This window comes from Desulfofundulus thermobenzoicus, assembly GCF_009428905.1.
In the GTDB taxonomy this organism is placed as follows: domain Bacteria; phylum Bacillota; class Desulfotomaculia; order Desulfotomaculales; family Desulfovirgulaceae; genus Desulfofundulus_A; species Desulfofundulus_A thermobenzoicus.
Genome location: NZ_WHYR01000004.1, coordinates 99,368 through 111,290, shown reverse-complemented (window position 1 = coordinate 111,290; position 11,923 = coordinate 99,368). Strand labels below are relative to the sequence as shown.

Annotated in this window: 17 protein-coding genes; 4 read left to right on the top strand and 13 right to left on the bottom strand. The window is 56.5% G+C overall.

Going from position 1 to position 11,923, the window contains the following annotated elements:
• The 3 genes from GFC01_RS19005 to GFC01_RS02735 form a co-directional block, all read right to left on the bottom strand.
• Positions 1 to 324 (bottom strand): hypothetical protein (locus GFC01_RS19005; protein ID WP_207707573.1); only part of this gene is annotated, 324 nt, incomplete at its 3' end.
• Between the two features lie 89 nt (positions 325 to 413).
• Entirely contained in the window at positions 414 to 698 is a 285-nt protein-coding gene (locus GFC01_RS02740) for a hypothetical protein (protein ID WP_152945100.1), read from the bottom strand.
• Position 699: 1 nt separating this feature from the next.
• Positions 700 to 1,182, bottom strand: coding sequence for a hypothetical protein (locus GFC01_RS02735; RefSeq protein ID WP_152945099.1), 483 nt, complete (start codon positions 1,180 to 1,182; stop codon positions 700 to 702).
• A 522-nt stretch (positions 1,183 to 1,704) separates the two neighbouring features.
• Between GFC01_RS02735 and GFC01_RS02730 the strand changes: the two genes are divergently transcribed.
• Together GFC01_RS02730 and GFC01_RS02725 are read left to right on the top strand one after the other, a co-directional pair.
• A complete protein-coding gene (locus GFC01_RS02730) occupies positions 1,705 to 1,944 on the top strand; it encodes an AAA family ATPase (protein WP_152945098.1) in 240 nt (79 codons plus the stop codon).
• A gap of 90 nt (positions 1,945 to 2,034) precedes the next feature.
• On the top strand, positions 2,035 to 2,217 hold the full coding sequence (locus GFC01_RS02725; RefSeq protein ID WP_243137168.1) for a hypothetical protein: 183 nt from the start codon (positions 2,035 to 2,037) through the stop codon (positions 2,215 to 2,217).
• A gap of 259 nt (positions 2,218 to 2,476) precedes the next feature.
• Here the strand turns inward: GFC01_RS02725 and GFC01_RS02720 are convergent, their stop codons facing one another.
• The 3 genes from GFC01_RS02720 to GFC01_RS02710 form a co-directional block, all read right to left on the bottom strand.
• Positions 2,477 to 3,508, bottom strand: a complete 1,032-nt coding sequence (locus GFC01_RS02720) for an HD-GYP domain-containing protein (protein ID WP_341473712.1) — start codon at positions 3,506 to 3,508, stop codon at positions 2,477 to 2,479.
• 455 nt (positions 3,509 to 3,963) lie between these two features.
• Entirely contained in the window at positions 3,964 to 4,473 is a 510-nt protein-coding gene (locus GFC01_RS02715) for a hypothetical protein (RefSeq protein ID WP_152945097.1), read from the bottom strand.
• A gap of 308 nt (positions 4,474 to 4,781) precedes the next feature.
• The gene (locus tag GFC01_RS02710) at positions 4,782 to 5,735 is read right to left on the bottom strand and encodes a fimbrial biogenesis chaperone (RefSeq protein WP_152945096.1); all 954 of its coding nucleotides are present in this window, start codon (positions 5,733 to 5,735) and stop codon (positions 4,782 to 4,784) included.
• A gap of 410 nt (positions 5,736 to 6,145) precedes the next feature.
• Here GFC01_RS02710 and GFC01_RS02705 point away from each other — a divergent pair, with 410 nt between their 5' ends.
• Together GFC01_RS02705 and GFC01_RS19665 are read left to right on the top strand one after the other, a co-directional pair.
• A complete protein-coding gene (locus GFC01_RS02705; RefSeq protein ID WP_152945095.1) occupies positions 6,146 to 6,550 on the top strand; it encodes a helix-turn-helix domain-containing protein in 405 nt (134 codons plus the stop codon).
• Between the two features lie 553 nt (positions 6,551 to 7,103).
• Positions 7,104 to 7,229: a hypothetical protein gene (locus GFC01_RS19665; protein ID WP_279233422.1), complete on the top strand. Its 126-nt coding sequence runs from the start codon at positions 7,104 to 7,106 to the stop codon at positions 7,227 to 7,229.
• A gap of 101 nt (positions 7,230 to 7,330) precedes the next feature.
• Here the strand turns inward: GFC01_RS19665 and GFC01_RS02700 are convergent, their stop codons facing one another.
• From GFC01_RS02700 to GFC01_RS02665, 7 genes are all read right to left on the bottom strand, one after another.
• Positions 7,331 to 7,831 (bottom strand): DUF4351 domain-containing protein, encoded by a 501-nt coding sequence (locus tag GFC01_RS02700; protein ID WP_194174768.1) that lies wholly within the window; start codon positions 7,829 to 7,831, stop codon positions 7,331 to 7,333.
• A 177-nt stretch (positions 7,832 to 8,008) separates the two neighbouring features.
• Positions 8,009 to 8,515, bottom strand: coding sequence for a PIN domain-containing protein (locus GFC01_RS02690; protein ID WP_152945092.1), 507 nt, complete (start codon positions 8,513 to 8,515; stop codon positions 8,009 to 8,011).
• Complete coding sequence (locus GFC01_RS02685; RefSeq protein ID WP_152945091.1) at positions 8,484 to 9,551, bottom strand: helix-turn-helix domain-containing protein; 1,068 nt, start codon at positions 9,549 to 9,551, stop codon at positions 8,484 to 8,486. The genes GFC01_RS02690 and GFC01_RS02685 overlap by 32 nt, the downstream gene beginning before the upstream one ends.
• A 386-nt stretch (positions 9,552 to 9,937) precedes the next feature.
• Entirely contained in the window at positions 9,938 to 10,126 is a 189-nt protein-coding gene (locus GFC01_RS02680; protein WP_152945090.1) for a hypothetical protein, read from the bottom strand.
• Between the two features lie 63 nt (positions 10,127 to 10,189).
• Positions 10,190 to 10,561: a DnaJ family domain-containing protein gene (locus GFC01_RS02675; RefSeq protein ID WP_152945089.1), complete on the bottom strand. Its 372-nt coding sequence runs from the start codon at positions 10,559 to 10,561 to the stop codon at positions 10,190 to 10,192.
• Between the two features lie 95 nt (positions 10,562 to 10,656).
• Positions 10,657 to 10,974, bottom strand: a complete 318-nt coding sequence (locus GFC01_RS02670) for an AzlD domain-containing protein (protein WP_152945088.1) — start codon at positions 10,972 to 10,974, stop codon at positions 10,657 to 10,659.
• Positions 10,953 to 11,711, bottom strand: a complete 759-nt coding sequence (locus GFC01_RS02665; RefSeq protein WP_194174767.1) for an AzlC family ABC transporter permease — start codon at positions 11,709 to 11,711, stop codon at positions 10,953 to 10,955. The genes GFC01_RS02670 and GFC01_RS02665 overlap by 22 nt, the downstream gene beginning before the upstream one ends.
• Positions 11,712 to 11,923 lie beyond the last annotated feature (212 nt).

Genomic DNA, 11,923 nt, shown 5'->3' with positions numbered 1-11,923 from the left:
GTGGGTTTGTCTGACCACCTGCGGGGTGGATGTCAAGGCCGCTGCCTTGAAACTAATGTTTTTGAGCGGTGAGGTCTCAAAACGGGAAAAATTTTTATGGAGATACCTACTGGATCTTGACACGGACGGAACGCCGATCCCGTTGAGACCACCTGTGATTTGATCTTCGATAGCTTTCAGCAGAACATCTGCCCAGGTCAGCAGCTTATCCACTATATCGGCGATCTTGCCGGCATATTTTCTAATCGTGCTCGCTACGCTCGACGAGCCGTAGGTTTCAACGAACCTGAGGAGGCTATCCAACGAATGGGAGCGGAGCATCATTTGAAAACGTCCTCAGGGCCGCCTTGATCACCGCAGACTGGTACTTTGGGCTTCTATCTGACCATCCTATCCTAGCGCAGGTTTGAACATTAACCCCTTTTCCTTGATTTTTTGTTGAACAGCTTTAGAAGAGGCATCCCAGGTGCGTCTTTGCTTAGAGCTTCAATAATCCGTTCCAAGTCCTCTTCGCCTCTGGTTGGCACGAGACACTTGAAGGCCTCTACCAAGCGTTCGCGGGCCAGTTTAGGTTCGGCCCAAAGCCTGTCATGGTTATCAGGTATCCAGCGCATGAACTGCTTGAAACCCTCATATTCTTCTTCACTGAACTCGCTAAGAACGCGGTCCAAGTTAGGAGTACCGCCGGAGACGCTCATGTTAGAGCAACCCCCACTCAATGACCCATTTGATGCCGAGGGCGATCCAGTGAGACGTAGTGTGAGCGAAACCGAGATTCCAGCGCAAGAAGTTATATGTCTGGTCGTAGATGGTTTGATACGCTAGCTCCTCCCACGTAAGCAACCTCTCAAGGAAATCGGCAATCTTACCTGCGTTGTTTTTGAGCACAGTAAGGTATCGGCCAGGAACATAATCACGTAGTTCACTGATAACCGTGTCAACGTTGTGGCGCAGATAATAAACCAGCTTACGGATGGCCGCCTTGATCGCCGCCGTCTTGACACCCTTAGCTTCTACCCGACCATCTTGCCCTGGCGCTGGCTGGACGCTAATTCCTTTTCCAGCAGGAACTACGATATTATTATTTGCTTCAGCGGCAAACGCACTTATACCAGGTAAGAACACATTAGCTAACAAGACGAGCACAAGTATAAGACATAGTTTCTGCTTAATCGATCTCATCTGAATACCTCCTTATCTCGTATACTTTGGTTTAGTAACCCAAAAGGTTCACGAATTGAATCTTGGATGTGTCTCTGAGATAATCAACCCAAGCTGGTCAGAATCGCCTGAAATCATCCCGAGACACAACACCAATAGCGTCTCTCGCTAAAGTCAATCTTCTCAACCGAGCCAGTTCACCGAAAACCCGTAAAACTTATCGCCCTACCTTGACCCCTACCACCTACCCTTACATTTCTTCCGCTACCTGCCAATTCCTCCTGTAAAATAACATAATAGCAAAAAAAACGCAACGGGTACCTTTTGTGGCTTTTTGTCGAACTGCTCAGCAAACAGGGTCAAAAATTTTGACCAGACACGGTAGCCACTCCTGCCGGACGGCAGTAATTCTCACGTAAGCGAACGGCTCCGCTCGGTAATTCAGCCTGCACTGGTGGACGAGCCAGCATTCCACCGCTTTTTACCTACCCGCCGGGTCTGGGTCTTGCGGCCGGAAACCAAAGGCTCACCGTAAAGTATGTCATGCAGGGCCTTAAACCCGGCGAAATCCAGGAATACTGTGTAAGCCGCCTGAAAAACGCCGGCCTGCACGAGGAGATCTTTACCCCGCAAGCTCTGGAGGCCATTTACACCATCACCAAAGGATTGCCCCGGCTGGTTAACAATCTGGTGACCAGCTGCCTGATCTGCGCATACGGCAGGAAACAAAAGCAGATTGACGAGGATGTGGTGTACCAGGCAAGCCAGGAGCTGGAAGTTTAGGTGAAGAGGCGGCTCATATGTACAAAAGACTCAGCCTGGAATATTACTTTGCCAGTCGGTTTTTATGATTTACTGCCACTGGCACTCCAAATGGCCAGGGAACTGCACTTTACCCCGGAGGAAATGATTGAGGCAGTCTGCAAGGTGGCCGATAAGGCCAGGCATTACCCGCCGACAAAAAATCGGGCTGCCTGGTTTGCCACCGTATTCCGGGAAAAATTAGGTGAAGCCCGGGCTGAAATGCTGGCCATTAAAAAAAGGCGGCTGCTTTAACCGGAACAATTGGTCGGGGTGCCTGAAAAATGAGGCAGCCCGGCTTTTTGTTTGCCAACGTTATTTGAGAATTGTATTTGGGTTTACCTTTTTAAAGTGATAATTTCTTTGGTTTTTGTGGCTGGCCGACCTAATTTAATGTGATAATTTTTTCCGGTTTATTTTGAGAATCGACATTAAGACGTCCCGCTCTGCATTTCCGCCGCACGAGGTTTCTCCCGTCCGCCGCAGGCTACTCTTAAATCGCCACCGCCGCGGGTTATTTATTTTTCAGCTTCTTTATTTTAATTTCAAGGTTCCCGAGTTCATCCTCGACGACCACACGCACCACGGTAATGCCCCGCTCCCCGGCCAGGTGCCGCTCGCGGCCGTCCGTTACCGGGGCGCCGCCGGCGTCGAAAAGGACGCGCACCCGGGGTTGACGGGACAGACCGCGCACGGTTTCCACCACCACCCCTATCTCGCCGCTGCTCAGGGCCACAACGGTGCCGACCGGGTAGGCCGCTACGTTGTAAAGAAAAGCCCGCACGATCCTGAAGTCGAAGAGAAAACCGCCCGAGCCCGCCAGCATCTCCCACGCCTCGTGCACCGGCAGGGCGCGGCGGTAAACCCGGTCGGCGGTAAGCGCGTCGAAAACGTCCGCCACGGCGACGATGCGCGCGAACGGGTGAATCTCGTCTCCCCGCAGGCCCTCCGGATAACCCTGGCCATCGTGGCGCTCGTGGTGCTGGAGGGCCACGCAGGCCGGCGCATGGCCGACACCGGACAGGCACTGCAGAAGTTCGTAACCGCAAACCGTGTGCTGCTTGACGACTTCGAATTCCTCCCCGGTCAGGGGACCCGGTTTGTTCAGGATCTCCTCCGGGACGCGGACCTTGCCGATGTCGTGCAGGACCGCCCCCATGCCCAGGCGGAACAGCTCCTCCCGGCCGTACCCCAGGGTAATGCCCGTAATCAGGGACAGGACGCAGACGTTCACCGAATGGCCGAAAGTATAATCGTCCAGCGACCTGATATCGGCCAGGTTTACGACCACGGACTCGCGGCTCAAGAGCTCGTCAATGATCTCGTTGACCGCCTGCGCAATTTCCTGCACCCTGATGAGCGCGCGGCCAGCGGGCGCCCCCTGCGGCTCCTCTTCCAGCAGCAGGCGGACCTGCTTCATGGCCTGCACGCGGACGTCATCAGAAATAACGTCCTCAACACAGACACCGGGCAGCAGGCCGTCGTCGATGTACACGGCAGGAACGCCGTGTGCTTTAAGCCGGCGGATGTAACCCCGGCCCAGCACGGTGCCGGCGGCGACGAGCAGCCGCCCGCGGGAGTTGTAGATGGAGCGCCAGACCTTCATGCCGGGCCGCAGGGAATCAACGGAGACCTTCCGCACTTTTCAGTACCCCTCTCCTCGCGTTCTACAACAGGGTTTCCGGTTTATTTCAACAAGATCAGGCCTCGCGGGGAAGCCCGCCTTCGCCGTACCAGCCCCGTACGTCAGACGGAAAATGCCTCTGAAAACCGGCAGGCCTGTCCTGTCGGAGGAAGGAGTCGTCGCCCGGAGGGCGACCGAAATCTTCCGGAACGGGCTTGCCGGGTGAACCCGGTACGCCCCCTCTCCCGGGCAGGGCCCCCCCTAAAAAACGACCGGGACGCCGGCCCCGGTGTCCCGCGGCCGCGTCCCGGATCCCGGCGGGGTCCTGCTCCCCTGCAAAATGGCGGAAAAGAGGGGGGAAGAACGGCGCAGCGACGTTAAATTGTAGTTGCTTCTATCGTCAGCGTTCCCTGGTAACTCTGGGAAGGGGTATTTGCCGGTACGCTCAACCTGTAGCTGAAAGTGTACGTCGACCCGGACCCCGTCGTAGCCGGTTGGTTGTTCGCAACTACCGTAGACGTACCGGGAACTGCAGCCCAGTTAGTGGGGGACCCGTTATTGATCGAAAGTTGGTACTCCATGTTGTTTATCGCAATTGACTGACTGGGATTTGTCTGTCCAGCCAAGTTTGTTCCTGATAGCGCTACGTTGTAGCTGAAACTCGGAGACTGGACGGTGGCCACAACGGGGTTGTCTGCCGGCTTACCGGTACTCCCTGCTGTTACCAGACCAAAGTTGATGGAGGTACGGTCCAGGGTTAACGCTAACTCCTGTCCGACCGTAACATTTGTGGTAACATTCTGGATGGCGGCGTAGGCGACAATGCCTGCCATGAGGCTCACCACGAGGGCCACCGCGACCGCCACAGCTAAACGCTTCATCCTCATCGTTCTCTACCTCCCTGTTTTGTTTTTCGTTCCGCGAGGGATTGCCATCTCCCCCGCTGGCCATATTTTCCCGTTACTCACCAGGCCACCCCGCCGGTGCTGGACGGCACCGCCGCACTCCCCCCGCACCCTTACTTTCCCTTCTGCTCCCTGCGCTGCCCGCACCACCTCCCTTCGATTTAATCGCTGGCCTGCCGGCCCGGTCCTGCAGGCGCGGCGTCCCGCGGTTTTTACGAGAACTCCCTTTCATCCCCGCCGTCACGGGCGCTTTCCCCACGGGCAGAAACTGCCGGGCGAAAGCGGCAAGCCTACTCCCTGCTCCGTACCTGCTCCAGCTCTTCCAGCATGCGCTTCTTCAGGCGGCGCACGTAGAGCTGGATGGACAGGAACACCAGCACAAACGTGAGCACCACTGCCAGCACAACAGTATTGGGCACGCGGACGAACCAGGTCCGGTAGCGCTCGTAGCGCTCTCCTCCGTCCAGGGTCACTTCAATTTCGGCCTGGAAGTACCCGAGCCGCTTCGGGTTCTTCCATTCCACCACCAGCTCTTTTGTCACTCCCGGGAGGAAGTTGGTATATAAAAGGGGCTCTTCTACTGTCTCGTTGTTCAGCCAGTCGTAAATTTTCAGCTTCCCCTCGGAGACAAGATGCACGTTGCCCGTGTTGCTCAGGCTGAGCACGTACCTGCCCCCGTTCCATCTGGCTCCTTTAACCCAGTTTAACTTCCAGTCCCTGACGACGTTCATATTTCCCTGCGGGTCGGTTACTTTCACGTAAAAGGCAACAGAGAGGCTCGTGTGGACTCCCATCCCCGTCCCCTGTACTTTCTCTTTTGGCTGCACCGTGCGCACATTAACGGCAGCGACGTGCTCCCCTACCTCTGCATCCCGGGGGACGCGCACGACCACCCTGGCCGTCACCCACTTGTTTGGGGGCAGGCGGATCGGCCCCCCGGGGGTTACCTCAGCCCAGGCGGCCACCGAAAATTTCGGGTCTCCCGGTTCTTCTAAAAAAACTATTTGATTCCCGTGCCTCTCAAAATCCTTCACCCGCATTTCCACTACCTGTTCTTCCTCTGACACGTTCCTCAACATGACCTCTGTTTCCACCGTTTCCCCCTGCTTCGCCGTTACCTCAATAACGGCGGGAGAGATACTGATCCCGCTGGCCTCCAGGGACCCCGCCGGTACGGCTTTTGCCTCAAATGCCGCGAACATGACTGCAGCAAATAAAATAATACCCGCATAAAATACCCGCACCTTACACCTTCTCCTTCTTTTTGTAATTCGCGTGCAGCACAACGACTGGGCGGTCGTCACCCCGTTAAGACCCGGGGATAAGACCCTTTATACTAAAGAGGCATAATCTGCCATCAAAAGGGCAATACTTTTCTCAGCCAGCACCGCGCTCCGCCTGTTTGGCTTACGCTGGACCCGGTGTTGCCTTTGTACGGGCTCCTGCAGGCTGCCCGCCGGGCCAGCCCGGACTGGGCAAGACCGGCCTGGAGCCGGGCCCTGCGCAAACAAGCACGCATCCGCCGCCTCCTGGTTTATGTGCTATTGTTTTCCCTATGTGCCTTATGGACACATTATATGTGTCCTATTAGAAACTTGTCAATAGCAATCTTGCAGGGCTAAAGTTTCTATTAGAAACCTGCCGGGGTGATTATATGATCCAGTTTGGAGATGCTTTAAAACGGCTGCGCCGGAAGCTGGGCCTCAGGCAAGACGACGTGGCCAGGATGGTGGGGGTGGAACGCTCCACTGTTGCCAACTGGGAACGCGGGGCAAAGCAGCCCGGCCTGGAGACTCTGGTAAGGGTGAGTGAGATTTTCGGGGTTTCTCTGGACGAACTGGTCGGCGCCGCCAGGACCACCGCCCCCCTGCCTCTGGCCTGCTATTGCTCACTGGTTTCGGATCCCCTGGTAAGGCTTTTGGCCGAGCGAACCGGCGTACCGGCAAAAACTATCGCCGCTTTCATCACGGCGCTTCAGATTCCGGAGGGCATTCGGGAGAATAATGGGGGAGAGGGTCTGAAGGACAAAGCGGGCAACCATGATAAAGACGCCAGGTAGTTCTGGATCCCGGCCAGGATCAAGCAGAAACTTACCAGTGTTCAACTGTCGAGAAGCCCCGGTTTTTTAACCCGGGGATTAGGCGGTCACTTGTCTTTCCGGATAATCAGTTATAGAATGGAAAGCGGAATACCAGGTACACCTTAAGGGGTTACGAATCTCCGTGTCCGGCGGCCGCAACGGATGGTGCAGCCGGGGCCAAAGGCGTTACGGGCAGATATTCAAGGCCCGGCTGCGTGGGGGGACATTAATGTTCCTGCGGGCTATTCAGGTTACCGGAAAGCGGGGTGCAGCCGGGAAAGGTTATCCTTTCAACATCCCGGCCTTCCGGAATGCCCGGTTCCTCATGGCCACCCACTCGCCCATCCTGCTGGCCTACCCCGGGGTAACGATCTACAGCCTTCCTGCTCGATGGCTATATTTCCCGGCAATCCGGTCAGCGGGTTGGCCCCCCTGACCCCCGGGAAAGGTGACCAGCCAGAATTTCATGAGCATACCCTTCCGCAAGCTGGTTAACCTTTAGGAATACAAGCTGGGAGAATTGGGCATAAAGGTGGAAAAAAGACGAGCCGCTTCCCGGCACCTCGCGCAGGCCGAGGGGGTATTCGCGCCCGAGAGGCGGACAGTACAGAGCCCCAACCCCTGGCAGCCGGATCAGGCCGCCGTGGCTGTAGCCTGAAAGCTGAAGTTGAATGCCCGCACTGGCTGCATGGGGCGCGAAGTCAGGGGTATGGACCAGGAGGATTTTGAAGTCCCCGGGCGGTATGGGAGCCATCGCCCTCACCAGGTCGGGCCACCAGAACTACTGAAGGGACTTATTGAGACCTTCCCGGATGATGTCCCGGCCTCTTCCAGGGTGTTGGCGGCAAACAATTCCTCCATTACCCCGTCCAGCACTTCCAGGCTGGTCATCTCCCGGACTTTCTGCTGCAGGCTGGCAGATGCATCACCGAACCTCCTTCTGAGGTATTTGCAGATGGCGTCTTGTGCCTTCTCAACCTTACCCCTGGCCTCGCCGAAAGCCTCGCCTTCAGCCCTGCCTTTAATTAACCCGCGCATTTCTGCCTGCTGCTCCATCTCTTCAAGGGCTATTTCCAGATTCGTAATCATCACATCCACCTCGCCTTCAGCACGTGCCCCAGCCAGGCGGCAAACTGCCTGAATTCGTCCCGGCTCAGGTTTCTTAACCCGCCGGCCAGCTTCCACAGCCGCCCCATCAATTCCGACGTGGGTTGGCTGCCCGACAATCAGTAACGCAATTCCCCTGCCTTCCACGGCCAACGGCAGGGGCTGCTTCTGTTTACTTTTATATTTTATAAACCACCTGAAGTTCTCCCCTTTTGGATCGGGAGTTCTTTCCAGCCGAGGGTAATGGATACAGGAAAATGTCAATCCTCATTTTAATTTAGATTAATTTAGCCCAACCCCGGCCCATTTTCGCAGATTGAACAATCTGCATCAACCGTCTCTTCTTCCCCATTTTTTCAGCCGGCGTTCGCACTCGGCACGAGGCAGGCGGCTTCCCTTCGCCCGCATCTTTTCCAGCGCTCGGGCCGCTTTTTGGGGCGTAACGATCCGCTGTCGAACCAGTTCGTCCAGTATCCAGAGCGTCCCGTGCACGGGTACCTTCTCCTGTTCCGCGGCTTTCCGCAGGTGCCTGTCACCGGTTAGCAAAACAGCGCCCCTTGCTTTGGCCAGCGCCAGGGTAAAAAGGTCCACGCGCGAAGGCGCGGGATACCGGCTTGCTATTTGAATGACTAGCCGGACCTCGTCGCCGGCAAGTTCCTCCTGCTGCAATCCGAGGGATACCAGGGCTCGTCCATCGGGCGCCTGTAATTCGGCAATAATCACATCAGGGGCGATAAACCGGAGCGGCAGTTGGAACGCTTCGTGAATAATCCCGCCGGCATACAGGTCGATCCAGATGTTCGTGTCAGTCACGTGGATCCGCCGGGAATCCGCCATGCCGCTCGGCCACCTCCCGCCAAAATTCGGCCAGGGATTTGGCAAGCAGTTCGGCGGCACGGGATTCTGAGATCAGATCCTCCGCAAGCGCACGCATCACCAGCCGTTCCATCCGCTTTGGTTCCTCGGGGGGCAGAGCATCGCCGGGTTCTTTCTGGTACCAACCACGGCGGCGAAATTCGCGGAACAAATTCGTGGCGAGCGCTTCCGAAATGATACCCAAATCCTTCGCCCGGTAAATCCAGGCCTGCATACTGAGGCCGTATTTATGCTTTAAAAGGTGCAGTTCGTAGAGGCTAAGCGCCTGCCGCCTTTCCCCCAATTCGCGGCGCGCCGCCGGTGCGGGAACTAAAAAAGCACCGGCAAACCGGTGCGCCGCTTTCTCTGCACTCGCCCCTTTTTCGGGCCGGAGAATAATGTGCCCTAATTCGTGGGCCAAATTGAAGCGCTGGCGGTCGCCGGGAAGACTACGCCGCATAACAATAACCGGGGTGTTGTCCTCCATCGTGAAGGTGCAGGCGTCAAAGCCCTCCGCACCGTCCACCAACCCAACTTTGATCCCTTTATCCTCAAGAAGTTCGGTCAGGTTTTCGATGGGAGCCAGGCCTAACTGCCAGGCCGCCCTTAGCTCTTCCGCCACCCGCTCCGCTTCTTCCGGCACGGTAATCCTGGAATTTACGCCCTCCGGTGAAGCAAAGCCGCGTGCGTCGTCGCCGGGCGGGAAAAGCGCTTCAATCTCGAGATATCGTTCAAGCCACCCCTGGATTTGGGCAAGGACCGTTTGTTCTTGCTTGCGGCGCAGGGCAGAATTTTTACGGTAAGCCGGCACGGAAAGTTTCACCCTACGCGTCCGGAAAAAATATTCAACCTTGACCCCGAGCGCCTCTGCCAGACGGAGCAGGACACCGGAACCTGGTATGTCCAGGTCCCGTTCGTACTTTGAAATGGCCTGAGGCGACACACCCACCCGGTTGCCCAATTCCCGCAAGCTCAGTCCGGCGGCCCGCCGGGCCAGCCTGAGTCGTTCTCCGATCATCACCTCTCACCTCTCCGGTTTACATTCTATCAAAAATATTGCATTTTGTAAACCGAAGAATAATTGGAAATCAGGGGGGACACCATACTCAATTATCTGCTCAGTTCCTCGTCCGCCGAGGTCCTTTGGCTCCGCTCTTGCGCGGCCTCAGGGTCCGCGGCACTGCTCAAGGGATACTGCCAGACCTCTTCTACCAGCCCGGCACGGACGGGATTACGCTCCGCCATCAGGTGCAGGTATGCTTTGTATCCTCTTCGCAAAAGAATGTTTGCTGCCGCCGGTTGCCCCGCTGCGTAACGTGGTGGGGCACGCCGGGAACCACTACTCGCGCTGCCCTGGCCATGCGTTTGTCATCATACTACGAGCACAGGTCTCAAAGGCGTAATTCAGTATGGTGTCCCCCGAATTAACCGAATTAACCAGGGGTACCTGGCCAGAAGCTTTTCCGCTTCCGGCGTGCCCTTCGCCGCATTGATGAGCGCGGCGTCGGCAACGCCCGGCCAATAGGCAAAAAGCCCGTTCCAGGCCACGGCGCCATAATAGACGAAAGTAACTTCCTCGGTCACGGGCTCCATCTTTTCCACTACCTGGTTAAGGCCGCTGCCGTTCGGCAACACCCTGGAAAAAACAACCGCCAGTCAAAAGCCCAACCGGCCGTAAATTTTATCCCTGTAAAACTGAAATGCGCTGTTGTTCATTTTCCTCTTTTCCATGAGCATATTGAACCGGAGCATTTTTTCGGTCAGCTTTTTCTTTAAACCGGTCTTCTGCTCTTCCTCGTAACAGCAGTCGATCAGTTGCTGCAGGGTGACCATTTCTTTTTTCAGCTGCATTTCTTCGGGCAGCACCCCGGCGTTTTTCAGTATAATGTACCCGGCCCGCAATTCTTCAGGTACATGGGACAGGTCGTCCACCTCCAGGGGCCGCCCTTTACCCGCAAGGTTTGCAAACTCCCCCCTTCTCATGGCTTCCCGGATTTTCTCTTCCGCCAGTACGGCCAGAATGTCCATGAAATCACTCCTCCCGGTGAGCAGGCTCCGGCGGCTCTTAAAAAGGCCACGGCCTGAATATCCGCCCTCACGGGCGCCCGGCTGCGGCGATCCATTTATAGATAAGCCCGGATGATCATCAGGGAAACTATACCGCAGAAAACCGTTAGAAAAATGTTTTTAAATTTCACCGCCACCAGAAATGTGGGCATGGCGGCCAGAAGATAATGGTTATCAAGCCGGAAAGCCAGTTGACCATTTTGCACCAGCAGGCTGGGAACCAGCAGGGCCGAAAGCACCGAAACGGGCACAAATTCCAGCCAGCGGCGCAGTCCCGGCGGGATATGCTTACGGGAAAGAACGAGCAGCGGCAGTACCCGGGGCAGATAGGTCACCAGGGCCATACCGGCAATTATCCACAGCGTCTGCGCCATTTTTCCCACCCCATTCCTAAAGACGCCGCTATGAGCGTGGCCAGAATGATGTTCCAGCTGCCCTGCATAAAGTGGGACAGGATTAGGGATACGAAACCGGATACCACGGCAGTGGCGGCCAGCAGCCGGTCCTTCACCTGGGGCACCAGCAGGGCGATAAACATGGCCGGCAGGGCAAAGTCCAGGCCCAGTTGCCCAATGCCACTGACCAGACCGCCCAGCAGGCCGCCGATAACAGAACCGCTAATCCAGGCCAGGTAGGGCATCAGGTGGATACCGGCCAGAAACACCGTTGACCTGGAGCCACGGGACAGTTCCACGATATCCAGGGAAAAGGCTTCGTCGGTCAGACCAAAACCCAGGGCGGCCAGGCGGCCCATCCCCACCCGCTGCAGGTACGGCGCCAGGGATGCGCTGTACAGCAGGTGCCGGATGTTGACCAGAAAAGTGGTGGCGATAATGGCTGCCCCGCCGGCCCCGGCCGCCAGCATACCCACGCCGATGAACTGGGCGGAACCGGCATAAACCAGAACGGACATGAGCACGGACTCCACCAGCCCCAGGCCGGCCTGCCGGGCCAGAATGCCGTAAGCCACGCTGATGGCCAGATATCCCACCACCACCGGCGTGGAAACCAGCACCCCCCGGAAAAAGTCCGCCGTCTTCCCCGTACTGCGCCCCAGCGCAGGCGAGATTACCGGCTCCATTTGATTCGCCTGGCTCCCCTGTCCGGACAAAAGAAACCATCTCCCCATATATGTAATAACATTATTCCAAATCCTGTTAAGAGCCGGGAGGCCCTCATTAAGTATCGGCAGGTGATGGCCCTTCAGGATGCTCCCGAAGGGCCTGGATATACCCGTAATTGTTCGATCAGGGATTATTGTAACATGGAACTGATTGCTATGAAAACAAAAAAGGACCGGTAGGCGGATTAAACAACCCCATT

Excerpts from the sequence above, each read along its gene's own strand:
- GFC01_RS02740 (WP_152945100.1), bottom strand. The coding sequence starts at position 698 with ATGAGCGTCTCCGGCGGTACTCCTAACTTGGACCGCGTTCTTAGCGAG.
- GFC01_RS02735 (WP_152945099.1), bottom strand. The coding sequence starts at position 1,182 with ATGAGATCGATTAAGCAGAAACTATGTCTTATACTTGTGCTCGTCTTG.
- GFC01_RS02730 (WP_152945098.1), top strand. The coding sequence starts at position 1,705 with ATGCAGGGCCTTAAACCCGGCGAAATCCAGGAATACTGTGTAAGCCGC.
- GFC01_RS02725 (WP_243137168.1), top strand. The coding sequence starts at position 2,035 with ATGGCCAGGGAACTGCACTTTACCCCGGAGGAAATGATTGAGGCAGTC.
- GFC01_RS02715 (WP_152945097.1), bottom strand. The coding sequence starts at position 4,473 with ATGAGGATGAAGCGTTTAGCTGTGGCGGTCGCGGTGGCCCTCGTGGTG.
- GFC01_RS02705 (WP_152945095.1), top strand. The coding sequence starts at position 6,146 with ATGATCCAGTTTGGAGATGCTTTAAAACGGCTGCGCCGGAAGCTGGGC.
- GFC01_RS02690 (WP_152945092.1), bottom strand. The coding sequence starts at position 8,515 with ATGGCGGATTCCCGGCGGATCCACGTGACTGACACGAACATCTGGATC.
- GFC01_RS02685 (WP_152945091.1), bottom strand. The coding sequence starts at position 9,551 with ATGATCGGAGAACGACTCAGGCTGGCCCGGCGGGCCGCCGGACTGAGC.
- GFC01_RS02680 (WP_152945090.1), bottom strand. The coding sequence starts at position 10,126 with ATGGAGCCCGTGACCGAGGAAGTTACTTTCGTCTATTATGGCGCCGTG.
- GFC01_RS02675 (WP_152945089.1), bottom strand. The coding sequence starts at position 10,561 with ATGGACATTCTGGCCGTACTGGCGGAAGAGAAAATCCGGGAAGCCATG.
- GFC01_RS02670 (WP_152945088.1), bottom strand. The coding sequence starts at position 10,974 with ATGGCGCAGACGCTGTGGATAATTGCCGGTATGGCCCTGGTGACCTAT.